The organism is Martelella sp. AD-3 (assembly GCF_001578105.1).
GTDB lineage: Bacteria > Pseudomonadota > Alphaproteobacteria > Rhizobiales > Rhizobiaceae > Martelella.
The window spans coordinates 2,598,994-2,625,654 of record NZ_CP014275.1 but is presented as its reverse complement, the minus strand read 5'-3'; the positions used below and the strand labels follow the sequence as shown (position 1 = coordinate 2,625,654).

Sequence of the window (26,661 nt, the reverse complement as noted above, 5' to 3'; positions counted from 1 at the left end):
AGTATGAATATAAGGATCCTCCCCATGGCCACCGATTATCTTCAGATGACTGCCGATGTTTCGAAGCAGACCGCCGTGCTTCGCAAGGACATTCCCGACACCATGAGCGGTTTTTCGGCCCTGGCCGGCGCCGCCTGCAAGGCGGGCGCTCTCGATGCCAAGACCAAGGAATATATCGCGCTCGGCATTGCCGTGGCGCTGCGCTGCGAACCCTGCATCGCCTTTCACGCCAAGGCGCTTGTCAAGCTTGGCGTGACCAAGGCGGAATATGAGGAAGTGCTGGGCGTCGCCGTCTACATGGATGGCGGACCGGGGCTGATGTATGCGGCCCATGCGCTGGAGGCCTTTGAACAGTTCTCCGCCGGATAAGAAAAAAATCTTACAATAGGAAAATAGTCCTTGACGGCGTTACGGTCGTCTGCTAGGTTTTATCTACAGTCGGAAATCTGCGGCGGTCGGTGACCTCCCTGGCTTCAGGCTTCCCTCAGCTTTTTCAAAGCCCGGTTCTCGCCGGGCTTTTTTGTTGCCGGACGGCTGCCGCGAACGGCCAAGAGGAGAATTTCGTGGTCGACCATGAAACATTCGATATTTCGCTGTTCGGGCTCTGGCCGCGCACGCCGCGTTATGAGGGGGATCCGGCGACGCACCGCACCCATGCGGGCTATCATGCCATCGAACCGAAGGCGCGGCGGGCGAATGCCGATGACGATCTCAGGCTGCTGCTGAACGATCTGACCGTCGAGATGCGGGCGCAGTTCGCCTTTTTTCGCAAGCTCAGGATGGCGGCGGTCAAGAAAGGCCGGGAGGGAGACGATGCGGATGTGCGCAGCGAGGTGAAGGCCGCGGCCGACGCGGTGGCGCTGATCATCCGCACGCTGGAAAAGGCCGACGAATTGCAGCGCAGGCTTGCGGAAAGCCGCCGCGATGCCGAGGAACGCGCACTCGATCTGAGGACATATGAAGATGCCAAAGCCCATTTCCTCGACCTCATCGAAAAGCGGGCCGAGGAACTGGCAGAGCGGCGTATCGCCGAGCGCGCCGGTGGCCAATGATCCCTATGCTCTTGTCAAAGCGCTTGCCCGCGACTGGGCCTTTCTGGGGCGGCCCGAACAAATGCCGCCCGCGGGCGACTGGCGGACATGGCTCCTGATGGGCGGGCGCGGTTCCGGCAAGACGCGGGCCGGCGCGGAATGGGTGCACGCACTGGCGCTTTCAGGCGGCGCAAAATGCGATCTGCGCATCGCCCTTGTGGCCGAGACGCTCGGGGATGCGCGCGAGGTGATGATCGACGGCGTGTCCGGCATCTGCCGGATCGCGCGGCGGATGGCTCCGGTGCTGGAGATCACCCGCCGGCGGCTGGTCTGGCCGAACGGCGCCGTGGCTTATCTTTTTTCCTCTGAAGATCCGGAGGCGCTGCGCGGGCCGCAATTCCACTTCGCCTGGTGCGATGAGCTGGCGAAATGGCGCTACGGCCAGGAATGCTGGGACATGCTGCAGTTCGGTCTGCGGCTTGGCGCGCGGCCGCGCCAGATGGTGACGACGACGCCGCGCGCCGTGCCGCTTTTGAAGAAGCTGATGGCGGAGAGCGACACGGCGCTGACGCGGATTTCGACGGCGGACAACCACGCCAATCTGGCCCCGGGCTTCATCAAGACGCTCGCAAGCCGCTATGGCGGCACGCGGCTCGGCCGGCAGGAACTCGAAGGGGAAATGATCGAGGACCGCGAGGACGGTTTGTGGCGGCGGGGAGAACTTGAGACGGTCGTCTCCCGCAATGCCATGGCGACGGGACGGATTGTTGTCGCGGTCGATCCGCCCTCCGGTTCCGGTCGCCGCTCGGTTTGCGGCATCGTTGTCGCGGGCGGCATGGAAAACGGCGGCGCGCTGGTGCTGGCCGACTGCTCGGTGGAGGGCGGCACGCCGGCCGAGTGGGCCCGCGCCGTGGTCGAGGCCTATCGCCGCTTTGATGCCGACCGGGTGGTCGCCGAGATCAATCAGGGCGGCGACATGGTGACGGCGATGCTGAAAAGCGTCGACGAGCGGCTGCCGGTTGCAACGGTGAGGGCGCGGCGCGGCAAGTTTCTGCGCGCCGAGCCGGTTGCCGCGCTTTATGAGCAGGGCAGGGTGCGCCATGCGGGCCATTTCGCCCGGCTTGTCGACCAGATGTGCGATTTCGGTCCGGACGGGCTTTCGGGCGGGCGCTCGCCGGACCGGCTCGACGCCCTGGTCTGGGCGCTGACGGCGCTGCTTCTGGAAGGCGACGGGGTGCCGCGCGTGCGCGGGGTGTGAGGCGCCATTGGCGCTTGCGCCGGCTATGGCCCCATGCTAGCCGAATGCCGCAATCGGCCTTTTGAGGGCGCAACGAGGTTTTCGCATGATCAGACATATCGTTTTCTTTTCGGTGCCGGAGGGCGGCGATGCCGATCAGATCGAGGCCGGCCTTTCGATCCTGACGGAAAGCCCGCATGCTTTAGTTCTGGAGATCGGTCGCAACACGCGCAGCGATCTTTATGACGAGAAGGTCGATTTCGTCGTCTATGGCGAATTCGAGGACGAGACGGCGCTGGCCGCCTATCGCGAACACTCGCTCTACAAGAAGTCGACGGCGCTTGTCCGTCCGCTCCGCGAGATGCGCATTGCCGCCGATTACGACACGGCAAAGGCCGTGCGGCATGCGCGTCCGACGGACTGATGTCCGATCTGCATTCCGACTGACAGGCCTCGGTTTTCCGGGGCCTTTTTCGTTTCAAAGCAAGGATAAGGGGAGGCGGCATGAAAATGCCCTTTCATCTGCCGGGCAGGCGCCCGGCCGAGCCTGTCGGCGTGCCCGACAAAAAGGCGGCGACAATGCTCTCCGCCATCGCCTTCAGCGGCGAGGCGCGCTGGTCCGGCCGGTCCTATGCCGCCCTTGCCCGCGAAGGGTTCATGAGGAACCCCGTGGCCCACCGCGCTGTGCGTCTGATCGCGGAAGCCGCGAGCGCCATGCCCTGGCAATTGTTCGACAACGGCACGCTCGTTTCCGATCACCCGCTTCTGTCGCTTCTGAAGCGACCGAACCGGCGCATGTGCGGCGCGGACTTTCTGGAGGCGCTGTTCGGCGTGCTCCTGCTTTCGGGCAACGCCTATATCGAACCCATCATACTGGGTGAGGATTTGCGCGAGCTGCACCTGCTGCGGCCGGACCGCATCCGCGTGATCGAGGGGCGCGACGGCTGGCCGGAGGCCTATGAATATCGCGCCGGAAACCATGTGACCCGTTTCGCGGCGGAGGGCAAGGGGCTGACGCTGCTGCATATGCGGCTGTTCCACCCGCTTGACGACCACACGGGGTTTTCGCCGCTTGCCGCCGCGCAGATGGCGCTCGACCTGCACAACGCCGCTTCCGTCTGGAACAAGGCGCTGCTCGACAATTCGGCAAGGCCTTCGGGCGCGCTGGTCTATCAGCCGAAAGATGGCGGCAACCTGACCGAGGAGCAGTATGAGCGGCTGAAGCAGGAACTGGAGGAAGGCTATGCGGGTCCGGTGCGCGCCGGCCGACCGCTGCTTCTGGAAGGCGGGCTCGACTGGAAGGCGATGGGGCTGACGCCGCGCGACATGGATTTCACCGAGGCGCGCAATGGTGCTGCCCGCGACATTGCGCTTTCCATCGGCGTGCCGCCGATGATGCTCGGGATTCCCGGCGACAATACCTATTCCAACTATCAGGAGGCCAACCGCGCCTTCTACCGGCTGACCGTGTTGCCGCTGATTGTCCGCACGGCCGCCTCGCTGACGGCCTGGCTGGAGCCGGTTTATGGCGCTGGACTGAGGCTCGAGCCGGACCTCGACCAGGTGCCCGCACTTGCCGCCGAGCGCGATGCGCTCTGGTCGCGGGTCGCAACGGCTGATTTCCTCACCGACGAGGAGAAGCGCGCGGCCGTGGGGTACTGAAACATGCAAGAGCTTTCAGGAGGCGCCGCTATGGGCGAAGGATCGATGCTGGCTGACGAACTGAAATATGCCGATCTGTCGCTGACAGACCTTGCCGGGGACGGCTCGTTTTCGGGCTATGCGAGCCTGTTCGGCGAAGTTGACCTGGGCAAGGACATGATCGAGCGCGGGGCGTTTTCGCGCTCGCTGCAGAAGCGCGGGGCCGAAGGCGTGCGCATGCTGTTCCAGCATGATCCGTCCGAGCCGATCGGGGCCTGGCGCAGGATCCGCGAGGATGGGCGCGGGCTCTACGTCGAGGGCGTGCTTTCCCCGGATGTGGCGCGGGCCCGCGAGGTGCACGCGCTGATGAAATCCGGCGGCCTCGACGGACTTTCGATCGGCTTTCAGACCGTGCGCGCCAAGACGGATGCGAAGACCGGCGTGCGCCGGGTGCTGGAAGCGGACCTCTGGGAAATATCGATCGTCACCTTTCCGATGCTGCCGTCGGCGCGCATTGCCAGCGTGAAGCAGGCGGGTGACGCATTTCCCACCATCAGGGAATTCGAGCGATGGCTGACGCGGGATGCCGGCCTGAGCCGAAAGGCGGCGCGCCGGCTTCTTGCCGGCGGCTACGAGGCGCTGGTCGGCGGGCGGGATGCGGCCGGCGGCGATGACGAGATGGACGACGAACGCCTGCTCGGCCTGCTGCGCCGGGCACGGCGGATGATGTCGTCCTGAAGTTTTTCAAAGAGAGGAATTCATCGTGACCGATGCGAAGATGAAAGCGGCGCCCGAGCTCAAGAGCGCGCCCGCGGGTATTGCCGAGGCCTTCGAGGCCTTCATGTCGAGCTTCGAGGCGTTCAAGGACGCCAATGACCGAAGGCTCGGCGAGATCGAGAGCAAGATGGGCGAGGATGTGCTGACCCGCGAAAAGGTCGACCGCATCAACCGCGCCATGGATGCCCAGGCCCGCCAGCTCGACGAGATGCAGCTGAAGCGGGCGCGACCGGCGCTTGGACGCGGAACGAGCCTTGCGGCTGCCGAGCACAAACAGGCCTTCGAGAACTATATCCGCCGCGGCGACGACCACGGCCTCAGGGCGCTGGAGGCGAAGGCGATCTCCACCGCGGAAAGCGACGGCGGCTATCTGGTGCCGGAGGAAACGGATACGGAAATCGGCCGCAGGCTTTCCGTCGTCTCGCCGATCCGCCGGCTGGCAACGGTGCGCCAGGTGTCCGGCGCGGTACTGAAGAAGCCTTTTATCGCGTCCGGTTTCACGGCCGGGTGGGTCGGCGAGATTGCCGACCGCGACCAGACGGCGACGCCCGATATCTCCGAGCTCTCCTTCCCGACCATGGAGCTTTACGCCATGCCGGCAGCGAGCGCATCGCTGCTTGACGATGCGGCGGTCGATGTCGAGAACTGGATTGCCTCGGAGATCGACATCGCCTTTGCCGAGCAGGAGGGCGCGGCCTTCGTGAACGGCAATACGGCGAATACGCCCAAGGGCTTCCTGAGTTACGCCACGGTGGCCGACAGCGCCTGGGAGTGGGAGAAGATCGGCTATATCGCGACCGGCGTCGATGGCGGCTTCAAGGCGGCCGATCCCTCCGACACGCTGATCGAGACAATCTATGCGCTGAAGGCGGCCCACCGCCAGAACGCCCAGTTCGTGATGAACCGGAAGACGCAAGGGACGATCCGCAAGTTCAAGGACGATGACGGCAATTATCTCTGGCAGCCGCCGGCGAGCCTCGGCCAGCCGGCCTCGCTGATGGGCTTTCCCGTGACCGAAGCGGAGGACATGCCCGATATCGGCGTTGATTCCATGTCGATAGCGTTCGGCGATTTCGCTGCCGGTTATCTGGTGGTCGATCGCGCCGGGGTCAGGATCCTGCGCGATCCCTATTCCGCCAAGCCCTATGTGCTGTTCTACACCACCAAGCGCGTCGGCGGCGGGGTGCAGAACTTCGAGGCGATCAAGCTGATCAAATTCGGCGACATGTGATCCGTCACGACGGGAGCAATGCGCGCCCCGGCAGTTTCTGCCGGGGTTTTTAAATGGCAGAAGGACACTTTCGCGATGAGCTATGCCCTGATCACGCCGGCCGCCGAAGAGCCGGTGACCCTTGCCGAGGCCAAGGCGTTTCTGCGCCTCGACGGCAGCGATGAGGATGCGCTTCTCGGCGACCTTATCGCCACGGCCCGCGACTATCTGGAGATGGTGAGCGGGCTTTCGCTTGTCACGCAAGGATGGCGGCTCTACCGCGATGACTGGCCGGCGAGCGGAATGGTGTCGCTTGCCCACGGGCCGGTGCAATCGGTCGGGGCGGTGACGGTCTATGACCGCGAGGGCATGGCCTCGGCGGTGCCGCAGGATCAGGCGCGGCTGGACGGCCGCGCGCGCCCGGCCCGCTTCTATATGCCGGGACTTGCCGGCCGCAGGGCGGGGTGCAACGGGATCGAGGTCGACTTCACCGCCGGCTTCGGAGCGGCGGCGGACGTGCCCGATGTCGCCAAACAGGCGATCCTGCGGCACGTCGCCCATATGTTTTCCTTTCGCGGCGTCATTGCCGCCGATCAGCAGCCCGCCGGCGCGCCGGAGGGCTATGACCGGCTGATCGCGCCGCTGAAGGCCTGGAGGCTGTGATGGTGACGCTTGATCCCGGCGCCTTCTCCCACCGCCTTGACCTGATGACGCCGGTGGCGACGCCGGACGGACAGGGCGGCGCGAGCATTACCTATTCGCTTCTCGCCCAGGCCTGGGCCAGGGTCGAGCCGCTTTCGGTCTCCTCCAGCGAAGAGGCCGGCGGCGAAACCTTTCGGGTGACGCACGAAATCTGGCTTCGGGCGCGCGGCGATCTCGTGCCGGGCATGCGGTTGGTGCGGGGCGGGCGCATCTTCAGGCTCGCGGGCTTTCGCGATCCCGACGAGACGGGCCGCTATACCGTCTGCCGCTGCGAGGAGGAGAGGCCATGAGCTCGGCTGAAAACGCGCTTTTGAGCGCGATCCACGCGACGCTTTCCAATGACGCCGCGCTGACGGCCCTGATCGGGCCGGATGCGATTTTCGATCGGCTGCTGAACCGGCCGCAACTGCCGGCAATCGTCTTCGGCGAATGCGAGACGCGCGACTATTCGACGGCGACCGAGCCAGGCAGCGAGCATTTCCTCACGCTCGAGATCTGGTCGGAAGCGCATGGGCGCAAGGCGGTGCAGGCGATCGAGGCGCGGGTCAGGGCGCTGCTGCACGATGCGGCGCTTTCCCTTTCCGGCTTCGCCCTCGTCAGCCTGCTGCATCGCGCGAGCCGGGTGCGGCGGCTGGCGCGGACCGGTTATTTCCTTGCCGAGATGCGCTTTCGCGCGGTGACGGAACCCTTTTGAACGACCCTTTTAGCGATTGACCACGGAGATCACGATGACAGCCCAGAAGGCAAAGGACCTGCTGCTGAAGCTGCATAACGGAGCCGCCTACGAGACGGTCGCCGGCCTCAGGTCGAAGGCGTTGCGCTTCAACGCCGAGACTGTGGATATCACCGATTCTGAAAGTGCGGGGCGCTGGCGCGAACTGCTTGGCGGTGCCGGTATTCAACGCGCCTCGCTGACGGCAAGCGGCATCTTCAAGGACGCGGCCTCCGATGAGACGGTGCGCGCGGCCTTTTTTGCCGGGGCGCTGGTGAGTAGCGAGATCGTCATCCCCGGCTTCGGCACGCTCTCCGGCCCCTTCCAGTTCACTTCGCTCGAATATTCGGGCCAGCACAATGGCGAATTGCAGTTCGACGTCGCGCTGGAATCGGCCGGAGCGATCAGCTTTGGAGCGCTCTCATGACGATCGGCGGAAAGGGCGCGCGCGCCAACCGTCATCGCGGCGAGGTCGAGGCGGTGATCGATGGCGAACGCCGCATTCTGTGCCTGACGCTCGGCGCGCTGGCGGAGCTTGAAACGGCGTTTTCGGCGGACGGCCTCGGCGACCTCGGCGGGCGTCTCGGCTCCGGACGGCTGCGAGCAGGCGACCTGATAGCGATTATCGGCGCCGGTCTTCGCGGCGGCGGTAATGCCATCAACGATGACGAGGTGGCGGCAATGAGCATGGAGGGCGGCGTGGCCGCCTATGCAAAACTGGTCGGCGAATTGCTGACCGTGACCTTTTCGGGAGGGGAGGCGGAGCGCGCGCCAGCGGGCGCGGCTAGGCCGGACCCTTCCTAGCCGCAGCGGCAGGCCCCGAACCTCCCGGCGCCGAGCCTTTCCCCTGGCGCTCGGCGCTGCATACGGGGCTTTGCCTGCTGCGGCTGAAACCCGAGGACTTCTGGTCTTTGACGCCGGTCGAGTTCGCGGCGATGACCGGCGCCTTCGCGCCGGCAGGTCCTTATCCGACACGCGCGGGGCTGGAAGAGATGATGATGCGCTATCCCGACGATGCGAGGAAAACGTGATGGAAGCTGATACAGCCGACAATTTCGCCGATGCGGCGAACGGAGCGAGTGCGCTCTATGACGTGCTTGTCGATCTGGAAGCGCAGTCCGACCGGTTTTCGACAGCGATCACCGGCGCGCTCAAGGATGCGACGCTTTCCGGCAAGGGGCTGCAGAGCGTTCTCGGCGACCTCGGTCGGCGACTTTCGGAACTCGCGCTGAGTTCGGCGCTGAAGCCGCTTGAGAACGCGATCTCCGGCCAGATCGGCAATCTCGCCGATGGCCTGATCCAGGTCGTCGCCCATGCCAATGGCGGCGTGCCGGGCCGGATCACGCCCTTTGCCGATGGCGGCGTCGTTTCGCGCCCGACCTATTTTCCGATGAGCGGCGGGCTCGGGCTGATGGGCGAGGCCGGCAGCGAGGCGATCCTGCCGCTGAAACGCGGGCCGGACGGCGCGCTCGGCGTATCGGCATCCGGGGGCGGCGGCGGGCCGCAGATCGTCTTCAATGTCACGGCCCAAGACGCCGCGAGCTTCCAGAAAAGCCAGGGGCAGATTTCCGCGATGCTGGCAAGGGCGGTGCGCACCGGCCAGCGCAATCTCTAGCGCATCGGCCCGAAAATCGGAATCGATTTTCGGAAAGCACGATGCGTAGATTCAATAGGTTAGAGCGTCCTTTGTGCGTCCAAATGGACGCACGGCGCTCTAGAACGGTTACGCCTTTCTGGGAAACGCGGCACCGCTCTATCTATTTGTTTTGACGCATTTTCGCGAACGCCAGATGTTTCCGTCTGACTGCGAAATGCTCCGAGGGAGGCATCATGAGCGCGAGCTTTCACGAGGTGCGTTTCCCGCTCAGGCTGTCGCTTTCCGTCAGCGGCGGGCCGGTGCGGCGCACGGATATCGTCAACCTGTCCAACGGGCGGGAAAACCGCAACCAGCGCTGGAGGAACTCGAGGCGCTCCTACGACGCGGGCTCGGCCCTGCGCTCGGTGGCGGACCTTTACGAACTGACGGCGTTCTTCGAGGCGCGCGGCGGCGAGCTTTACGGCTTCCGCTTCCGCGATCCGGTGGATTTCAAGTCGTGCGGCCCTCTGGCGGAGCCAGGGCCGACGGATCAGCGGATCGCAAGCGGCGACGGATCCACGGCGACGTTTCAACTGGTCAAGACTTATGGCGATCCTGCGGCTTCGTTCGTCAGGACGATCGAAAAGCCTGTGGCGGGGTCTGTCCGGGTGTCCGTCGACGGCGTCGAGATCCCCGGCTCCGACTTCTCTGTCGATACGACAACCGGCATCGTGACCTTTGCGGCAGCCGCAATACCGGCTGCGGGAACGGAGATATTCGCCGGCTTCTCCTTCGACGTTCCGGTCCGCTTTGCGATCGACCGGATCGACATCAACATGAAGGCCTTCAATGCGGGGAGCGTGCCTTCGGTTCCGCTGACGGAGATCATGCCATGAGAACACTGGACGCGGCGCTCGCAGCCCATCTTGGGCAGGATGCGACAACGGTCTGCCACTGCTGGCGGCTGTCGCTTCGGAACGGAAGCGTGCTTGGTTTTACCGAGCATGACCGGGATCTTGTGTTCGCGGGAACACAGTTTCAGGCGGCAAGCGGTTTTTTCTCCTCGGGCTTCGAGGCAGAAGAGGGGCTCGCCGCGAGCACCAACGAGGTCGTTGGCGGCTTTTCCAGTGACGCGATTTCCCAGGAGGCGCTGGCCCGGGGCGATTATGACGGCGCGCGGGTCGAGGTCTTTCTCGCCAACTGGCAGACGCCCGAACAGCATCAGCGCCTTCAGGTTCTGGAGATTGGCGAGGTGTCGCGCGAAGGCGGCGGTTTCAAGGCCGAACTGCGTTCGCGCGCGCATCGCCTGTCGCAACCGCAGGGGCGCAGTTTTACGCGGCGCTGTGACGCGGTTTTCGGTGATGCCGCCTGCGGATTCGATCCCGACAGCGCCGGCTTTATCGCCACGGGGACGGTTCTGGCCGTCGAAAGCGAAACCCGGCTGGTGATCGCCGGGACGGGCGCTTTCGCCGAGGGATTTTTCGCCCACGGCACGGCGCGTCTCGAAAGCGGCGACCTTGTCGGCCGCAGCTTCGACATCGACGGGAATGCGCCCGTTGCCGGGGGCATGCGCGTCGATCTCTGGCTGCCGCTCGAGCATCTGCCCGAGACCGGCGATCAGGTCCGTCTGACGGCAGGGTGCGACAAGGCTTTCTCCACCTGCCGGACAAAATTCGGCAATCACCTGAATTTCCGTGGCTTTCCCCATGTGCCCGGCGCCGACTTTGCCTATTCCTATGTGAATGGCGAGAGCGCCCATGACGGGAGCCCGCTGTTCAAATGACGGTGACGGGAGACCGGGCCGTCGCCGAGGCCGAGAAATGGATCGGCACGCCCTATCGGCATCAGGCGGCAGAGATCGGCGTCGGCTGCGATTGCCTGGGGCTCATTCGCGGCGTCTGGCGCGCGCTTTATGGCGCGGCGCCGGGTATCGACGTTCCCTATGCGCCGGACTGGGCCGAGCGCAGCGGAACCGAGCGGCTGCTCGAGGCGGCGATGCGCCATTGCGGACCGGCTCTCGGTCCCGATGAAATGTTGCCGGGCGATATCCTGCTTTTTCGCTGGCGTCGGCAGTATGCGGCCAAGCATGCCGGGATCCTCAGCGGGCCGGATCATTTCATCCACGCTTACGAGCAGGCGGGCGTTATCCGCTCCCCGCTCGTCCCCTCATGGCGGCGCCGGATCGCCGGCGTCTTCCGCTTTCCCGCGCTTTAGAGCGCCGTGCGTCCATTCGGACGCACAAAGGACGCTCTAACCTATTTTATCTACGCATCGTGCTTTCCGAAAATCAGACCCGATTTTCGGGCCGATGCGCTAGCCGGAGGACATCGTCCAGGGCCTCGCCTTGGCGCGGTCGTTGAAAATCCAAACACGCATATCGCGCCGGCGGCAAGCGGGCGCGCTGTTCTTCTCGTCGAGGTTCAACTCATGGCAACGATCCTATTTCAGGCGGCAGGCGCCGCATTTGGCAGCGTTCTCGGACCGTTCGGCGCCGTTGCCGGGCGGGCGCTGGGCGCGCTCGCCGGCGCGGCGGTCGACGGATCCATCTTTTCCGGCGGCCGCAGGGCAGCCGGCCGCCATTTGCCGACCGCCCGGGTTGGCGGCGCGGAGGAGGGCGTTGCCATTCCGCGCGTCTACGGCGCGTCGCGGGTCGGGGGAACGCTGATCTGGGCGACGCGATTCGAGGAAGACGTGGTCGAGGAGCGCGCCGGCGGCAAGGCGTCGGGCTCGACGCTCGAGAGCTTCGCCTATTACGGCAATTTCGCCTTCGGCATTTGTGAAGGCCCCGTTGCCGCGATCCGGCGGGTCTGGGCGGACGGGCGCGAGCTGGACCTGACCGGCATCGAGATGCGCTTCTATCCGGGCGATGACAGCCAGTTGCCAGATCCCCTGATCGAGGCCAAGCAGGGCGCCGGCAACGCGCCTGCCTATCGCGGGCTCTGTTATGTCGTCTTCGAACGCCTGCCGCTCGACGGATTCGGCAACCGCATCCCCGTGATCCAGTTCGAGGTGCTGAAGCCGACGGGAGCGCTCGAGAGCCGGGTGAAGGCCATCGCCGTCATTCCCGGCGCGACCGAACACGGGCTCTGCCCTTATCCGGTCACAGAATCGCTCGGCCGCGGAAGCCAGCGGATCATGAACCGCAACACGCTCACCCGCGCGACCGACTGGGAAGCCTCGGTCGACGAACTGACCGCGCTTTGCCCCAATCTGGAGCGCGTGGCGCTGGTCGTCACCTGGTTCGGCTCGGATCTGAGGGCGGGTGAGTGCCGCATTCTGCCGGGCGTGGAAACGCCGTTTCGCGCCGAGGAGAGCACGCCCTGGTCCGTTTCCGGCCTCAAGCGCGACGAGGCGCATGTGGTGAGCACGCATGAGGGCGGACCGGCCTATGGCGGCACGCCCAACGATGCCGGGCTGATGGCGGCGATCGCAGACCTGAAGGCGCGCGGGCTGAAGGTGTTTCTCTATCCCTTCATCATGATGGACGTGCCTGCGGCCAACGGTCTGCCCGACCCCTATGGCGGCGCGGAGCAGGCCATCTATCCCTGGCGCGGCCGGATCACCTGCCATCCCGCCAGGGGCGTTTCCGGCTCGAGCGACCGGACCGCGGCTGCCCGGGCGCAGGTGGAGGCATTTCTGGGCACGGCCGAGCCGCATCACTTCACGCCGGGACCGACGGGTGTCACCTTTGCCGGCACGGATGCCGGATACCGGCGTCTCGTTCTGCATTATGCGCATCTCGCCGCCGCCGCCGGAGGCGTGGACGGCTTCATCATCGGCTCGGAACTGAAGGGCCTGACCTCGATCCGCGATCAGAATGACGCCTTTCCCTTCGTCGAGGGGCTGATCGAGCTTGCGGGCGACGTGCGAAACATCCTCGGGCCGGATACGGCGCTCACCTACGGCGCGGACTGGAGCGAGTATTTCGGTTTCCATCCGGACGATGGCAGCGGCAATATCTACTTCAACCTCGATCCGCTGTGGGCGAGTCCCGATATCACCGCTGTCGGCATCGACAACTACATGCCGTTGTCGGACTGGCGCGATGACGACCTTGCTTCGGAGAATCCGGACGGGTTCAAGAGCGCGACCGATCCGGCCGGGCTTGAAGGGCAGATCGCAGCCGGCGAAGGATACGACTGGCACTATATCGACCAGGCGGATCGGGTAGCGCGACGACGCACGCCGATCACCGACGGACTTGCGAACAAGCCATGGGTCTACAGATACAAGGACCTTGCGGGCTGGTGGTCGAACAGGCATTTCGACCGGATCGGCGGCGGCGAGGCAGTTGCGCCCACCGCCTGGGTTCCCATGGAAAAGCCGATCTGGTTCACCGAGCTCGGATGTCCGGCGGTCGACAAGGGAAGCTGCCAGCCGAATGTCTTTGCCGATCCGAAATCGGCGGAATCCGCCTATCCCCATTTCTCGAGCCGCCGGCGTTCCGACGACGAGCAGCGCCGCTTCCTGGAAGCGCATCTTGGGTATTGGACGGGCGCCAGCGCGCCTGCCGGCATGGTCGATCCTGACCATATTTTCCTCTGGTGCTGGGACATCCGGCCCTATCCGGCCTTTCCGCAGAACGATGCGCTGTGGAGCGACGGCGCCAACTGGACGACCGGGCACTGGCTGAACGGCAGGCTGGGAGCGACCACGCTTGCCGACGCCGTACGCGCGCTTCTTGCCGATCACGGTTTCAACGATTGCGACACGCGCCTGCTGAGCGGTGATCTGACAGGCTATCTGCAGGCCGATATCGATGCGGCACGCGACCTGATCGAGCCGCTGCTCTCGCTCTATTCCGCGGACTGTATCGAAACGGCCGACGGCCTGGTGTTCCGTTCGCGCCAGCGCGCCAGCCTTTCACCGCGCGTGATCGATATTGTTGCCGAGCGCGACGCCGGCCCCTGGCGCGAGACGCGGCTTCACGGCAGCGATATACCGGGCGAGGCTGCCGTCACCTATTTCGATCCGGAAGCCGATTACGCGCAGGCAAGCGCCCGCGCGAGCCGCGCGACGACGGTCAGCGATCGGGTGCTCCGGTTCGCATTGCCAACAGTCCTTTCGGAGGCGACGGCGCTGGAGCGGGCCCACGCGCTGCTGCGCGAAAGCCGTTGCGGCATGCGGACCCTGCAGATTGACCTGTCGCCGCAGGAGCGCGCTCTGGAAATCGGCGATGTGTTCCGGCTCGAAGGCGGCCCGGCCGGACGCTTCATGGTGACGCGGCTTGAGGTCGCCGAGACGATCCGGCTGGAGGCGCGGTCGTTTTCGCCGTCTGCCGGCACGGCCCCGGGCGCCGGCGAAAACGCGCGCCTTGCGCATGACGCCGCCTCGGAGGGTTTCTCGCCGAGGGTGATCTTTCTCGACCTTGCGCGCGACGCACCGGGACCGGCCGAGGATTTCGCCCGGGTCGCGGTCTTCTCCCGCCCCTTCCGCCGTGCGTTCGTCGCCTCCTCGTCGACGGATGAAGGTTATCAGCCCGGCGCGGTCATCGACAGGCCGGCGGCAACGGCGCGACTTGCCGCCCCGCTTCAGCCCGGGGCGAGCGGGCGGTTCGACTTCACCCGCGCCCTCGTCGTCGATCTGGATTTCGGCGGTCTCGCATCGGCGACGAGAACGGCCGTGCTGAACGGCGAGAACCGCATTGCCGTGAGGGCCGGCAATGGCGTGTTCGAGATCATCGGCTTCCTGCGGGCCACGGAAATCTCGTCCGGGCGCTGGCGGCTGGAGGGCCTGTTGCGCGGTCTTCACGGAACCGAGGACGCCATGCTGGCGGGCGCGGAGACGGGCAATGACGCCGTCGTTCTCAACGCTTCCGTTGTCCCGGTCGGGCTTGGCAGCAGGCATGTGGGGCTATCGCGGAACTATGTCGTCGAAACCGCCAACGGCCAGGCCGATCCGCGCGCGCCCTATCAGTTTGCCGGGGGCATCAGGGCGGAGACGCCTCTGTCGCCGGTGCAGCTGAAGGTTCGGCGTCTCAATTCCGGTGACCTGGCCTTCAGCTGGGTGCGGCGCTCCCGCCTCGACGCCGATGACTGGGCCGCTGCCGACATTCCGAAGGACGAGGACGCCGAAGCCTACCGCCTGGAGATTTTCGCCGGCGCAACCTTGCTGCGCAGCATCGAGACCGCCGTGCCGCAATGGCTCTATCCGGAGGCCGAGCAGATCTCCGACTTCGGTCTTCCCGCGACGGTTTTTGCGGTCCGGCTTCGTCAACTGGGGCGGAAGGTGCCGCTCGGCACGGCCCTCGTCCGCACATTTTCACTTGCGGTCTGAACAGAAAGGAAATGACATGGATAATACGAAGAAATGGTATCTTTCGAAGACGGTATGGGGCGCGCTTCTGGCCATCGCCGCTCCTCTTTTCCAGATGGGCGGCCTCTATCTGGACGACGGCACGCAGAGCGAACTGGCCGCCTCCATTGCCACGCTCGCCGGCGCTTCCGGCGGGCTGGTCGCGCTTTTCGGCCGGATAGCGGCCAAGGGCACGCTGAGCCGCTGACGCACGGTGCGATAACCGGCTGCCGGGGCCAAGCGCTCCGGCAGCCGTGGGTTTTGCCTGCGTCTATGGGACTATTCATTTGCAGTTCAGCCAACTATTCTTATCAGTAAGAGCAAAGTGAATTTCTTTGGGAAACATGATGATGCGCAAGACGATGCTTGCATTGCGGATGGCGTCGGCCGCCGGCCTGCTCCTTGCCGCCCAGACCGGCGGCGCAATCGCTGCCGACTGCGCGGCGGCGGCGGCGGCGGTCGTCAGGAGCACCGGCGGAGAGTTGTTGTCCGCGGTGCCGACGCAGGACGGCAGCAGCTGCCAGGTGACCGTCATCATCCCCGCAAACAACGGAAATATGCCGCGCAAGATTACCCGAACCGTTCCCGCGAGCTGATCGTCCTGCGGCCCTTGCGCCTTGCCGAAGTCCCTGTCCGCAAACAGTGAGTTGACCGACATGCGTATCCTGCTCATCGAAGACGATGAAAACCTCAACCGGCAGCTTGCTCAGATGCTGAGGGAGTCCGACTACGTTGTCGATTGTGCCTATGACGGCGTCGAAGGGCATTTCCTCGGCGACACGGAACCCTATGATGCCGTGATTCTCGATATCGGCCTGCCGGCGCTGGACGGCGTGTCTATTCTGGAAAAATGGCGCGCCGCCGGGCGAAAGATGCCGGTACTGATTCTCACGGCGCGCGATCGCTGGAGCGACAAGGTTGCCGGCATCGACGCCGGCGCCGACGACTATGTGACCAAACCCTTCCACATCGAGGAAGTGATGGCGCGCATCCGGGCGCTCATCCGCCGGGCGGCCGGACATGCGGCCAGCACGATCTCCTGCGGGCCGATCGCGCTTGACGTGAAGGCCTCCAAGGCGACGCTCAACGGCGAGTTGCTGCGCCTGACCTCGCATGAGTACAGGCTGCTGTCCTATCTGATGCACCACCAGGGCGAGGTCGTCTCGCGCACGGAACTGACCGAACATCTTTACGATCAGGACTTCGATCGGGATTCCAACACGATCGAGGTCTTTGTCGGACGTCTGCGCAAGAAGATCGGGCCGGAATGGATCGAGACGGTCCGCGGTCTCGGCTACCGCATGCAGGTGCCTGAATGAAATGGGCAAACTCCCTGACGCTGCGCTCCCTGGCGCTGACGACGGTCTGGTTTGTCATCGCGCTTCTGGTGATTGCGGTGGTGATTTCCGCGCTCTACAGAAATGCCGCCGAGCGCGGTTTCCGCCAGCTTCTGCAGGCCGAGATGTTCAATGTCGTCAACTCCGTGTCGATCGACGAGGACGGGGACCTGACCGGCGCGCCGCAGCTCGGGAACCTCAGCTACAAGCAACCGCAGACCGGTTGGTACTGGGTGGTCGATCCGCTTTATGACGACAAGAGAGAAGCACTGCGCTCCCCCTCGCTCGGGGGTGAGGAACTGCCGCTCAAGCCGGTCAGTGAAGTGCCGTATGACGGTGACTTTCGGCGGACCTATGTCGTTCGCGACGACCACGACAACGAATTGGCGGTGATCGAGACGGTGGTCGTGATGGACGATCAGAACCGGGCGACCCGGGTGCGCGTATCGGGCAACCGCGATGCGGTGGACAATGACGTGCGCTGGTTCTCGCGCCGGCTCTATATCGCTCTCGCGCTCTTCGGCATCGCCAGCATTCTCCTGAACGGGTTGATCATTCTGTGGGCCCTGCGTCCGCTGGACAGGGCCCGCGCGGCGCTCAGCACCATTTCCGAACAGGGCGACGGGGAAATGAAAGGCGCCTTTCCCGTCGAAATCCAACCGCTCGCCGACGAAATCAATGCGCTTCTTCGCAATAACCGCACGATCGTCGAACGCGCGCGCATGCAGGTCGGCAATCTTGCCCATTCGCTGAAAACGCCGATTGCCGTGCTTTTGAACGAGGCGCAGGCCATGGGCGGGCAGGGCGGCAAGCTGATCGCGTCGCAGGTCGTGATGATGCAGGCGCAGGTCCAGGCCTATCTGAACCGGGCGCGGATTGCCGCGCAAACCGAATCGGTGCTGACGCGCTGTGAGGTGGAGCCCGTTCTGGAACGCCTGGTCCGCGTGATGCGTCGATTGAACCCTGATACGCATTTTGTGCTCTCCTGCGCTCCCGGTCTTGTGCTGGCGGTAGAGCAGCAGGATATCGAGGAAGTGGTCGGCAACCTGCTTGAGAATGCCGCCCGTTTTGCCGAGGGCGAGGTTCGGGTGGATGTCCTGAGGATGGAGGGTGGCGCGGAAGCCGGCGAATGGGCGGAAATCACGGTTGTCGACGATGGCCCGGGACTGACGCCCGAGGAGATCCGCAGGGCGATGAAACGCGGCCAGAGGCTTGACGAAAGCGGATCGGGTTCCGGGCTCGGCCTTTCCATCGTCGACGACATCGTGCAGGCTTATGGCGGCCGGTTCGAGTTGACGGGGCTTGAGGGAGCCGGACTACACGCACGCATCGTGCTGCCGGCGAAACTCAAAAAATAGCCGTTCCGCTTGGCCGGCCGGCCGGTCCGGCGAAATCTGGCCATAATCTGTTTCTAGGTCCAAGGGCGCATCAGTCCATGCTATGCCTTGCCCGCGCCTTGGAGCCGCTTTGTCCCGCGCCGTAGGGCGGAACCAATTCATGACGTTCAGGGGGTAACAACATCGTGCAACGGATCATTCTGCTCGCCGCCGCCGCTATTGCGGTTTCGGGTTGCGCCACGACCGACACCGGGATACCCACCGGCGTGGCGCCCGCGCCCGCGTCCCGGCAAGCCGTTCCCGCTGTCGCTCTTGAAGGCGGGCTGGTGGAGCGCGCGGGCATCGCCCTTTCGCCTGCCGACCGCGCGAAAGCCCTGCAGGCAGAACAATACGCGCTCGCCTCCGTTCCCGCGGGCGAAACCGTCACCTGGCAGGGGCGGGATGCCACGGGCAGCGTGACCGCGGCCAGTCCCTATCAGGTAGGGGACCAGAACTGCCGGCAATACACGCAGCGCGTGAACATCGACGGCCGCGAATATGTCGGACGCGGCGCCGCCTGCCGGGGCGAGGACGGGCTGTGGTCGCTGCTGAATTAGCCGTGTCCCTCGCGCTCTTCCCTGCTGCGACCTTTTGCGGCAGATTGCGCCGATAAAGCTTTAGTGTGTTGGCTATTGTGCGGCGGTAGCGTACGAAGACATCGTTATGATTTTCGCCATTCCAGCCCTTGTCGTCTTCCTGGTCGCGGCCCTCGCGGTCGCCCTGCCGCTGCTGCGCAAGCCCGCAGGCGGGGGCGAAGGGCCGGCTGCGGGCCAGTCCGCCGTCTATCGCGATCAATTGCGCGAGATCGAGCGCGAAAAAGCGGAAGGGTTGCTCAGCGACAAGGAATACGAAGCGGCGCGGGCCGAGATCGGTCGACGGCTCCTGGCCGTTTCCTTCAAGGGAGGCCTTGCTCCCGAACGCAGGGCCGGCCGCCGCACGACGGCCTGGGGGACGGCTGCCGCGATCCTGGTTTTGATGGTCGGGTCGGCTTTGCTCTATCCCATTCTCGGCACGCCGGGCGCGCCGGATCAGCCGCTTGCCGCGCGTGTGAATGCGGACGAACCCGACCTTGCCGTGTTGGTGGCGCGCGTGGAGCAGCATCTTGCCGAGAACCCCGAAGACGGACGCGGGTGGGATGTGATCGCGCCGATCTATCTGCGCGAAGGCCGGTTCGAGGCGGCAGAGAACGCCTATGCCAATGCGATCCGCGTTTCGGGCGCGACCGCCGATCGGCTGGCCGGGCAGGGGGAGGCCATCGTCGCCATGCATGCGGGGATCGTGACGGACCAGGCGCTTGACCTTTTCCGAAAGGCGGAGGCGCTTGACCCGGATGACCTGCGCGCGCTGTACTTCATGGCTCTTGCCGCCGAGCAATCGGGAGACAGCGCCGTGGCGGCGGAGCGGTTCAGGCGTCTTGAAAACGCGCTGCCGGAAGGGTCTCCCTGGCGCGACATGGTTGACCGCCGGATCGCGGCCAATAGCGGCGGTCGTCCCGCCGATGGCGTCGTGCCGAATGGCCCCGACGAAGAGGCAGTGGCGGCCGCGTCCGACCTTTCGGATGAGGCGCGCGCCGAGATGGTCGATGGCATGGTCGCCGGGCTTGAGCAAAGGCTGGAAGATGATCCGGATGATATCGACGGCTGGATGCGTCTGATCCGATCCTATAGTGTTCTCGGAAACGAGGAAAAGGCGGTTTTGGCCCTCCGGCAGGCGATCGGTTACTTCGGAGGGGACAGCGCGCAGGGGGCAAGGCTTGAGGCCTTTGGAGCCTCGCTGCAGTTATCGGGAGCAGAGCGTTGAATCGCAAGCAGAAAAGGCTGACTGTCATCGCAGGCGGCGTCGGTTTCATTGCCGTCGCCGTGCTGCTGGTGCTGTTTGCGCTCAGCCGCAGCGTTTCCTATTTCTACATGCCGTCCGACCTTGCCGAAAAGCCGGTCGGCGAGGGAACGCGCATCAGGCTTGGCGGGCTGGTCGAGGAGGGGTCGATCAAGCGCGTGGAGAACTCCAATGTTCTTTTTACCGTGACCGATGGCTCCAGCGCGGTCGAGGTGCGGTATGCCGGCATCCTGCCGGACCTCTTCCGTGAAGGGCAGGGCGTGGTGACGGAAGGACGCTTCGACAGGGACGGCGCGTTTCATGCCGACATGGTGCTTGCCAAGCACGACGAAAACTACATGCCCAAGGAAGTTGCCGACCGCCTGAAGGAAGACGGCGTCTGGGAGGGGGAGACGAGCCAGTGACGGTTGAACTCGGTCTGTTCTCGCTGATCCTCGCGCTTGCGGTCGCTTTTGTGACCTTTCTGGTGCCGGCTGTCGGCGCCAGGCGGAACAACCCGCAAATGATGGCGGTGGCCGTCAGCGGAACGCTCACTCTGTTCGCCCTGGTGGCGACGTCCTTCGGCGTGCTGATCCGCAGCCATCTGGTCTCCGATTTCTCCGTCCGCAATGTCTGGGAGAATTCGCACTCGCTGATGCCGCTGATCTACAAGTTCTCCGGCGTCTGGGGCAATCACGAGGGATCGATGATGCTCTGGCTTCTGATCCTGACGTTGTTCAGCGCGCTTGTTGCCGCCTTCAGCCGCAATCTTCCCGACGATCTCAGGGCCAATGTGCTCTCGATCCAGGCCTTGATCGCGACGGCTTTTCTCTTTTTCATCCTGTTCACCTCGAACCCGTTCATGCGGATCTTTCCCGTGCCGGGAGAGGGGCAGGATCTCAATCCTATCCTGCAGGATTTCGGCCTCGCGATCCATCCGCCCTTGCTTTATCTCGGTTATGTCGGCTTCTCCGTGTGCTTTTCTTTTGCGGTCGCGGCGCTCATCAGCGGGCGGATCGACGCGGCCTGGGCACTGTGGGTTCGTCCCTGGGCGCTTCTGGCATGGCTGTTCCTGACGGCCGGCATCGCGATGGGCTCCTACTGGGCCTATTACGAACTGGGCTGGGGCGGCTGGTGGTTCTGGGATCCGGTCGAGAATGCCTCCTTCATGCCCTGGCTTGCCGGTACGGCGCTGCTGCATTCCGCCCTGGTCATGGAAAAGCGCGAGGCGCTGAAGATCTGGACGGTGCTCCTGTCGATCCTGACCTTCTCGCTGTCGCTGCTCGGAACCTTTCTCGTCCGATCCGGCGTTCTGACCTCGGTGCACGCTTTCGCGACCGACCCGACGCGCGGCATCTTCATTCTCGCCATCCTTGCCTTCTTCGTCGGCGGCTCGCTGGCTTTGTTCGCCTTTCGCGCACCGCTCCTGCGCGCCGGCGGCCTGTTCTCGCCGATCTCGCGCGAGGGGGCGTTGGTCTTCAATAATCTCATTTTGACGGTGGCTACGGGAACCGTGCTGACCGGCACGCTCTATCCGCTGGTTCTCGAAACACTCACCGGCGACAAGATTTCCGTCGGCCCGCCCTTCTTCAACATGACCTTCGGCGTGTTGATGATCCCGCTTCTGCTCGCCGTTCCCTTCGGCCCGATGCTGTCGTGGAAAAGGGGCGACCTGAAGGCGGCCGGCGAGCGCCTGATGGTCGCGGCAGTTCTGGCGCTCGTTCTGGCTGCCGGCTTCATCTACTACCATTCCCGCGGCCCGGTTCTCGCGGGCCTTGTCATCGCGATTGCCTTCTTCCTGATGTTCGGCGCGGCCAGCGATCTCTGGTATCGCTCGGGTTTCGGCCGGATGTCGATGGCGCGGGCATGGCCGCGATTTGTCGGCCTGCCGCGTTCCGCCTTCGGCGCGGCGCTCGCCCATTTCGGCCTCGGCGTGACGGTTCTCGGCGTCGTCGCGGTTTCGCTCTACGAGACCGAGGCGGTTCTGGAGATGACGCCCGGAATGAGCGTGGATGCCGGCGGCTACACGGTGACATTCGACGGTATCACACCCGTAAGAGGCCCCAATTATGTCGATGAACGGGGCGCGTTCACGATTGCCCGAGACGGTCGGCCCGTCACCGAAAGCTTTTCGGCCAAGCGGGTCTACCTCGCCAACAACATGCCGACGACCGAGGCCGGCATCTCCACCTTCGGCCTCAGCCAGCTCTATGTCTCGCTCGGAGATGAGCGCGCCGATGGCGCCTGGGTCGTCAGGGTGTGGTGGAAACCGTTTATCCTGTGCATCTGGCTCGGCGGCGTGGCCATGGCGCTTGGCGGCGTGGTTTCGCTGACCGACCGGCGACTGCGCGTCGGCGCGCCCGCGCGCAGTCGCAGGCGCTCGATGGACGCGGCCGCGCATGCAGGGGCAGCGGAATGAAGCTTGCCGCCCTTCTGGCCATGGTTCTGCTCCTGGCGCCGTTGACAGCGGCCCAAGCCGTTGCGCCTGACGAAGTGCTGGACGATCCGGCACTCGAAGCGCGCGCCCGCGAGATTTCCGCCGAACTGCGCTGCCTGGTCTGCCAGAACCAGTCGATCGATGATTCGAATGCCGATCTCGCGCGGGACCTGAGGCTTCTGGTGCGGGACCGTCTTGTCGATGGCGACAGCAATGAGGAGGTCATCGACTATGTGGTCTCGCGCTACGGCGAATTCGTGCTGCTGAAGCCCCGCTTCTCGCCCCAGACATGGCTTTTGTGGGGCGCGCCGGCGCTGCTGGTCGTGATCGGCGGCATCGTGGTGTGGCGCCTTTCGAAGTCGCGTCGCGCGCCGGATCGCCCGCTTTCCCAGGCGGAGGAGGAGCGCCTCGAGCGGCTTCTCGCGGATGGCGACGACAATTAACAATCCGTCATTTTGTGGACAGATTGCTGTAAGGTCGCAACATTTATAGTGCCTTTATCCGATTTGAAGACATCTTCAAAAACGTCAATCAAGGAAAAGGTAGACCAGATGCTCGACCAGACTTCCGGATACAACAAGTTCAAGCCGATTCTGAAAGCCTCGGCGCTTGCCGGCGGCGTTGCCGCTGTGCTGTTTTCGGCAGGTGCGCCCCTGACCGTTCCCGAAGCCCTCGCCGACCCGGTTTATGTCGAGGCCCCCAAGGTGCCGGGCTTTGCCGACGTGGTCGAGGCGGTCTCGCCGGCCGTGGTCTCCGTGGTCGTTGAGAGCAATGTCCAGCCCGTTGCCCAGAATGACGGCTTCGGCTTCGGCTTTGGCGGACGCGGATTTGACAACCTGCCGGATGATCATCCCCTGAAGCGTTTCTTCAAGGATTTCGGCGCGCCCATGGAGCCGCAGCAGCCGCCGAAGCCGCGCGGTGGCGGTCCGCGTCCGGTCGCTCAGGGGTCAGGCTTCTTCGTGTCCGGGGACGGCTATCTCGTCACCAACAATCACGTCGTGCGCGAAGGCGACAGTTTCTCCGTTCTGATGGATGACGGGACCGAATATGACGCCAAGCTCGTCGGCACTGATCCGCGCACCGATCTCGCCGTCCTGAAGGTCGATGCCGACCGCGACTTCACCTATGTGAACTTCGCCGATGATTCCAAGCTGCGCGTCGGCGACTGGGTCGTGGCCGTGGGCAACCCCTTCGGCCTCGGCGGCACGGTGACCTCGGGCATCGTCTCCGCGCTCGGGCGAGACATCGCCTCCGGCCCCTATGACGACTACATCCAGGTGGACGCAGCCGTCAACCACGGCAATTCCGGCGGTCCGACCTTCGATCTCAACGGCGAAGTGGTCGGCATCAACACCGCGATCTTCTCGCCGTCCGGCGGCAATGTCGGCATCGCCTTTGCCATCCCCTCGCATCTGGCCCAGGACGTGGTCAACGATCTGATCGATGACGGCGCGGTCGAGCGCGGCTGGCTCGGCGTGCGCATTCAGCCCGTCACCGAAGATATCGCCGATGCGATCGGTCTGGCAAAACCGGAAGGCGCGATGATCTCCGAGCCGACCTCCGACAGTCCCGGCGCCGAAGCCGGGCTCAGGCAGGGCGATGTGATCACCGCGGTCAACGGCGAGGTCATCGAGGACGCGCGTTCGCTCTCCCGGATGATCGGCATGATGGAGCCGGGCGACAATGTCGAGCTTTCCGTCTGGCGCGACGGCAAGTCGCAGACGGTCGATGTCACGCTCGGTGCATTCCCGACCGAGGACCAATTGGCGGCCGCCGAAGGCATGAGCGCGCCCGCCGAGAGCTCGCTGATGACCCGGATGGGTATCGAGGTCGTTCCGTCCGATGACGGCAAGGGCGTCACGGTCACCGTCGTCAATCCCGATTCGGATGCCGCTCAGAAGGGGCTTGCCGAAGGGCAGAAGATCCTGAGCGTCAACAACAAGGAAGTCGGCTCTGCCCAGGACATCCTTGATCAGGTCGAAGAGGCGGCGAACAACGGACGCAAGCAGGCGCTTTTCCAGGTCGAGACCGAAAACGGCAGCATGTTCACCGCCCTGCCGACCGGTAGCGAGAACGAGGATGCCGGCTGATCGGCACTGACAGAATGGCGGGCGCACGGGCAGGACCTGTGCGCCCCTTTCGTTTTGCCGCCCTTTCGGAGGAGCCAAATGTCTGTCGACGAAACCCTCAAGACTGCTTGTAACGAAGATCGCAATGGCGATAGTGTCGCCGCCATGCGTATTCTGGTTATTGAAGACGATCTTGAGGCCGCCGCCTATCTGACCAAGGCCTTCCGCGAGGCCGGCATCACCTGCGAACATGCGGGCGATGGCGAGAGCGGCTTGTTCATGGCGAGCGAGAACGAATATGACGTGCTGGTCGTGGACCGCATGCTGCCGCGCCGCGACGGGCTCTCGGTGATTTCGGCGCTGCGCGCGCGCGGCGTGCACACGCCGGTGCTGATCCTCTCGGCACTGGGGCAGGTGGACGATCGCGTGACGGGGCTCAGAGCAGGCGGGGATGACTATCTGCCCAAGCCTTATGCCTTCAGCGAGCTTCTGGCCCGCGTCGAGGTTCTCGGCCGGCGCAAGGGCGCGCCCGACCAGGATGTCGTCTACCGGGTCGGCGATCTGGAACTGGATCGCCTGTCGCACGAGGTGCGCAGGGCCGGGCGCGAGATCACGCTGCAGCCGCGCGAGTACAGGCTCCTCGAATATCTGATGAAGAATGCCGGGCAGGTGGTCACCCGCACGATGCTCCTCGAAAACGTGTGGGACTATCATTTCGATCCGCAGACCAATGTGATCGACGTGCATGTGTCGCGGCTGCGCTCCAAGATCGAGAAGGATTTCGACAAGCCGCTTCTGAAGACGATCCGCGGCTCCGGCTACATGATCAAATCCGATCCCTAGGGCATGTCCGCGTTTTCGTGAATCGCGAACATGCTCTAACCTTTTGTCTTTTCGCGCGTCCGGACGGAAAACCGGTCTCCGCTTTTCCTGGGCGCGCTCCAACAGCGATCGCAACCGATGAGAGAACGCCTGCGGCTCCTGTTCAAATCCACCGCCGTCCGTCTTTCGGCCGTCTATATCCTTCTGTTCGGCCTATGCGCGGCGGTGATGGTGTTTTACGTCACCGCGGTCTCAGAAGATCTCGTCGTGCGGCAGACCAGGGCCTCGCTTGAACCCGAGGTTACCCAACTCGATCTCGCTTTCGAGAGCGGCGGCATCCGGCGCGTCTTCAACATCATCGAGCGACGCGCGCGCCAGCCCGGCGCCAATCTCTATGTCATTGCCAGCCCGCAGGGAGAAATTCTCGCCAGCAATGTCGCCTCGCTGCAGCCGGGCGTATTGAACCGGCTCGGCTGGATCGAGCCGCCCTTCCGCTATGAGGGCTTTGCCGAAAACAATGGCGGGACGCATCAAAACCTTGCCGCCGGTTATGTCATCGAGCTCGACAACGGCATCAGGCTGCTGATCGGTCGCGACCTCGGCGATCCCGAACGGCTGCATATCGTTGTCCGGCAGGCGTTGCTGCTCGCGCTCATCATCATGGGCGTCGGCGCGCTGGTGATCTGGTTCGCGATCGGGCGCAATGCGCTGAAGCGCATGGACCGGATGTCGAGTGCAAGCGGCAAGATCATGGCCGGCGATCTCTCCCAGCGTCTTCCCGTCACCGGCTCCGGCGATGAATTCGACCGGCTTTCCAACTCCCTCAACCTCATGCTCGACCGTATCGTGCGGCTGAACGAGGGCCTGCGCCAGGTTTCCGACAATATCGCCCATGATCTGAAGACACCATTGACCCGCCTGCGCAACAAGGCAGCAGATGCGGCAGCAACGGAGAACCCCGATGACCGGCGTCTGGCCCTGGAAGGCATCATCGCCGAATCGGACCAACTGATCCGGACCTTCAACGCGCTGTTGATGATCTCCCGCGTCGAAGCGGGCGCCGTTGCCGCCGAGATGTCGGTCGTTAACCTCTCGGCGATCGTCGAGGACAGCGCCGAGCTTTACGGCCCGGTTGCCGAGGAGGCCGGTCTTGCGCTCGACTGCGCCATCGAAAGCGATATCTCCGTCAACGGCAATCGAGAACTGATCGGCCAGGCGATCTTCAATCTTCTCGACAATGCCATCAAATATTCCGAGGGCTGCGGGCAGTCGATCCACCTTTCGCTGAAGCGGGAAGGGCGTCAGGCCGTGTTCGTGGTGGCCGACAACGGACCCGGCATTCCGCCTTCGCGCATGGACGACGTCAAACAACGCTTCTTCCGGCTCGATGAGAGCCGGTCGAAGCCCGGAACCGGGCTCGGCTTGTCGCTGGTGGATGCCGTTGCTTCGATGCATGGCGGCGCGTTTTCGCTTGTTGAAGCCGGAAGCCTCGTCGAGGGGTACTCCGGTCTTGCGGCTGTGCTGCGCTTTGCGATCGTCAGCGAAAAGGGCAGCGCCGGCTGACGCGTCGCTCCGTGCGCCTCCGTCTTTTGCTTTGAGCCTGCCGTCCGCGATGTTAAGGCAGA

General features: G+C 64.5%; 29 protein-coding genes and 1 pseudogene. 29 read left to right on the top strand and 1 reads right to left on the bottom strand.

What is annotated here, in order from left to right; genetic code table 11:
* Positions 1-24: 24 nt before the first annotated feature.
* The 19 genes and pseudogenes from AZF01_RS12185 to AZF01_RS12100 all read left to right on the top strand — a co-directional run bounded on the left by AZF01_RS12185 (position 25) and on the right by AZF01_RS12100 (position 15,388).
* Positions 25-369, top strand: a complete 345-nt coding sequence (locus AZF01_RS12185; RefSeq protein WP_036235846.1) for a carboxymuconolactone decarboxylase family protein — start codon at positions 25-27, stop codon at positions 367-369.
* Positions 370-563: 194 nt separating this feature from the next.
* On the top strand, positions 564-1,052 hold the full coding sequence (locus tag AZF01_RS23540) for a hypothetical protein (protein WP_024706505.1): 489 nt from the start codon (positions 564-566) through the stop codon (positions 1,050-1,052).
* A complete protein-coding gene (locus AZF01_RS12175) occupies positions 964-2,289 on the top strand; it encodes a terminase large subunit domain-containing protein (RefSeq protein ID WP_081725666.1) in 1,326 nt (441 codons plus the stop codon). Before AZF01_RS23540 ends, AZF01_RS12175 begins: the two co-directional genes overlap by 89 nt.
* A gap of 85 nt (positions 2,290-2,374) precedes the next feature.
* Positions 2,375-2,692, top strand: a complete 318-nt coding sequence (locus AZF01_RS12170; protein ID WP_024706503.1) for a Dabb family protein — start codon at positions 2,375-2,377, stop codon at positions 2,690-2,692.
* Positions 2,693-2,772: 80 nt separating this feature from the next.
* The gene (locus tag AZF01_RS12165; RefSeq protein ID WP_024706502.1) at positions 2,773-3,930 is read left to right on the top strand and encodes a phage portal protein; all 1,158 of its coding nucleotides are present in this window, start codon (positions 2,773-2,775) and stop codon (positions 3,928-3,930) included.
* Positions 3,931-3,960: 30 nt separating this feature from the next.
* The gene (locus AZF01_RS12160; protein WP_024706501.1) at positions 3,961-4,647 is read left to right on the top strand and encodes an HK97 family phage prohead protease; all 687 of its coding nucleotides are present in this window, start codon (positions 3,961-3,963) and stop codon (positions 4,645-4,647) included.
* A 40-nt stretch (positions 4,648-4,687) separates the two neighbouring features.
* Complete coding sequence (locus AZF01_RS12155) at positions 4,688-5,917, top strand: phage major capsid protein (RefSeq protein WP_036235849.1); 1,230 nt, start codon at positions 4,688-4,690, stop codon at positions 5,915-5,917.
* A 75-nt stretch (positions 5,918-5,992) separates the two neighbouring features.
* On the top strand, positions 5,993-6,559 hold the full coding sequence (locus tag AZF01_RS12150) for a head-tail connector protein (protein ID WP_024706499.1): 567 nt from the start codon (positions 5,993-5,995) through the stop codon (positions 6,557-6,559).
* Positions 6,559-6,888: a phage head closure protein gene (locus AZF01_RS12145; RefSeq protein WP_036235844.1), complete on the top strand. Its 330-nt coding sequence runs from the start codon at positions 6,559-6,561 to the stop codon at positions 6,886-6,888. The genes AZF01_RS12150 and AZF01_RS12145 overlap by 1 nt, the downstream gene beginning before the upstream one ends.
* Positions 6,885-7,292: a DUF3168 domain-containing protein gene (locus tag AZF01_RS12140; protein WP_024706497.1), complete on the top strand. Its 408-nt coding sequence runs from the start codon at positions 6,885-6,887 to the stop codon at positions 7,290-7,292. The genes AZF01_RS12145 and AZF01_RS12140 overlap by 4 nt, the downstream gene beginning before the upstream one ends.
* Before the next feature lie 34 nt (positions 7,293-7,326).
* The gene (locus AZF01_RS12135; RefSeq protein ID WP_024706496.1) at positions 7,327-7,737 is read left to right on the top strand and encodes a phage major tail protein, TP901-1 family; all 411 of its coding nucleotides are present in this window, start codon (positions 7,327-7,329) and stop codon (positions 7,735-7,737) included.
* Positions 7,734-8,114, top strand: coding sequence for a gene transfer agent family protein (locus AZF01_RS12130; protein ID WP_024706495.1), 381 nt, complete (start codon positions 7,734-7,736; stop codon positions 8,112-8,114). The genes AZF01_RS12135 and AZF01_RS12130 overlap by 4 nt, the downstream gene beginning before the upstream one ends.
* 47 nt (positions 8,115-8,161) lie before the next feature.
* Positions 8,162-8,341 (top strand): annotated as a pseudogene (locus AZF01_RS23535) (rcc01693 family protein); the annotation flags it as partial.
* The gene (locus AZF01_RS12125) at positions 8,341-8,925 is read left to right on the top strand and encodes a phage tail tape measure protein (RefSeq protein WP_024706494.1); all 585 of its coding nucleotides are present in this window, start codon (positions 8,341-8,343) and stop codon (positions 8,923-8,925) included. The pseudogene AZF01_RS23535 and the gene AZF01_RS12125, both read left to right, overlap by 1 nt.
* A gap of 215 nt (positions 8,926-9,140) precedes the next feature.
* Positions 9,141-9,782, top strand: a complete 642-nt coding sequence (locus tag AZF01_RS12120; protein WP_024706493.1) for a DUF2460 domain-containing protein — start codon at positions 9,141-9,143, stop codon at positions 9,780-9,782.
* The gene (locus AZF01_RS12115) at positions 9,779-10,669 is read left to right on the top strand and encodes a DUF2163 domain-containing protein (RefSeq protein ID WP_024706492.1); all 891 of its coding nucleotides are present in this window, start codon (positions 9,779-9,781) and stop codon (positions 10,667-10,669) included. The genes AZF01_RS12120 and AZF01_RS12115 overlap by 4 nt, the downstream gene beginning before the upstream one ends.
* On the top strand, positions 10,666-11,100 hold the full coding sequence (locus tag AZF01_RS12110; protein WP_024706491.1) for an NlpC/P60 family protein: 435 nt from the start codon (positions 10,666-10,668) through the stop codon (positions 11,098-11,100). The genes AZF01_RS12115 and AZF01_RS12110 overlap by 4 nt, the downstream gene beginning before the upstream one ends.
* Before the next feature lie 213 nt (positions 11,101-11,313).
* Positions 11,314-15,162, top strand: a complete 3,849-nt coding sequence (locus tag AZF01_RS12105) for a glycoside hydrolase/phage tail family protein (protein ID WP_024706490.1) — start codon at positions 11,314-11,316, stop codon at positions 15,160-15,162.
* Between the two features lie 16 nt (positions 15,163-15,178).
* Positions 15,179-15,388: a hypothetical protein gene (locus tag AZF01_RS12100; protein WP_024706489.1), complete on the top strand. Its 210-nt coding sequence runs from the start codon at positions 15,179-15,181 to the stop codon at positions 15,386-15,388.
* Positions 15,389-15,463: 75 nt separating this feature from the next.
* Here the strand turns inward: AZF01_RS12100 and AZF01_RS24035 are convergent, their stop codons facing one another.
* Positions 15,464-15,838 (bottom strand): hypothetical protein, encoded by a 375-nt coding sequence (locus tag AZF01_RS24035; protein ID WP_024706488.1) that lies wholly within the window; start codon positions 15,836-15,838, stop codon positions 15,464-15,466.
* Here AZF01_RS24035 and AZF01_RS12090 point away from each other — a divergent pair.
* The 10 genes from AZF01_RS12090 to AZF01_RS12045 all read left to right on the top strand — a co-directional run bounded on the left by AZF01_RS12090 (position 15,837) and on the right by AZF01_RS12045 (position 26,599).
* Complete coding sequence (locus tag AZF01_RS12090) at positions 15,837-16,499, top strand: response regulator transcription factor (RefSeq protein WP_024706487.1); 663 nt, start codon at positions 15,837-15,839, stop codon at positions 16,497-16,499. The two genes, AZF01_RS24035 and AZF01_RS12090, sit on opposite strands and share 2 nt — an antisense overlap.
* Positions 16,496-17,875: a HAMP domain-containing sensor histidine kinase gene (locus tag AZF01_RS12085; protein WP_024706486.1), complete on the top strand. Its 1,380-nt coding sequence runs from the start codon at positions 16,496-16,498 to the stop codon at positions 17,873-17,875. Before AZF01_RS12090 ends, AZF01_RS12085 begins: the two co-directional genes overlap by 4 nt.
* Positions 17,876-18,039: 164 nt before the next feature.
* The gene (locus AZF01_RS12080; RefSeq protein ID WP_024706485.1) at positions 18,040-18,450 is read left to right on the top strand and encodes a hypothetical protein; all 411 of its coding nucleotides are present in this window, start codon (positions 18,040-18,042) and stop codon (positions 18,448-18,450) included.
* A 106-nt stretch (positions 18,451-18,556) separates the two neighbouring features.
* Positions 18,557-19,693 carry a c-type cytochrome biogenesis protein CcmI gene (gene ccmI, locus AZF01_RS12075; RefSeq protein ID WP_061449685.1) on the top strand — a complete coding sequence of 379 codons (1,137 nt, stop codon included), beginning with the start codon at positions 18,557-18,559 and terminating at the stop codon, positions 19,691-19,693.
* A complete protein-coding gene (gene ccmE / locus AZF01_RS12070; protein ID WP_024707508.1) occupies positions 19,690-20,133 on the top strand; it encodes a cytochrome c maturation protein CcmE in 444 nt (147 codons plus the stop codon). The genes ccmI and ccmE overlap by 4 nt, the downstream gene beginning before the upstream one ends.
* On the top strand, positions 20,130-22,127 hold the full coding sequence (locus tag AZF01_RS12065) for a heme lyase CcmF/NrfE family subunit (protein WP_024707507.1): 1,998 nt from the start codon (positions 20,130-20,132) through the stop codon (positions 22,125-22,127). The genes ccmE and AZF01_RS12065 overlap by 4 nt, the downstream gene beginning before the upstream one ends.
* The gene (locus tag AZF01_RS12060) at positions 22,124-22,588 is read left to right on the top strand and encodes a cytochrome c-type biogenesis protein (protein ID WP_024707506.1); all 465 of its coding nucleotides are present in this window, start codon (positions 22,124-22,126) and stop codon (positions 22,586-22,588) included. Before AZF01_RS12065 ends, AZF01_RS12060 begins: the two co-directional genes overlap by 4 nt.
* Positions 22,589-22,696: 108 nt before the next feature.
* Positions 22,697-24,235 (top strand): Do family serine endopeptidase, encoded by a 1,539-nt coding sequence (locus AZF01_RS12055; protein ID WP_024707505.1) that lies wholly within the window; start codon positions 22,697-22,699, stop codon positions 24,233-24,235.
* A gap of 78 nt (positions 24,236-24,313) precedes the next feature.
* Positions 24,314-25,057, top strand: a complete 744-nt coding sequence (locus tag AZF01_RS12050; protein WP_024707504.1) for a response regulator transcription factor — start codon at positions 24,314-24,316, stop codon at positions 25,055-25,057.
* A gap of 117 nt (positions 25,058-25,174) precedes the next feature.
* The gene (locus AZF01_RS12045) at positions 25,175-26,599 is read left to right on the top strand and encodes a HAMP domain-containing sensor histidine kinase (RefSeq protein WP_024707503.1); all 1,425 of its coding nucleotides are present in this window, start codon (positions 25,175-25,177) and stop codon (positions 26,597-26,599) included.
* The last annotated feature ends 62 nt before the right edge of the window (positions 26,600-26,661 follow it).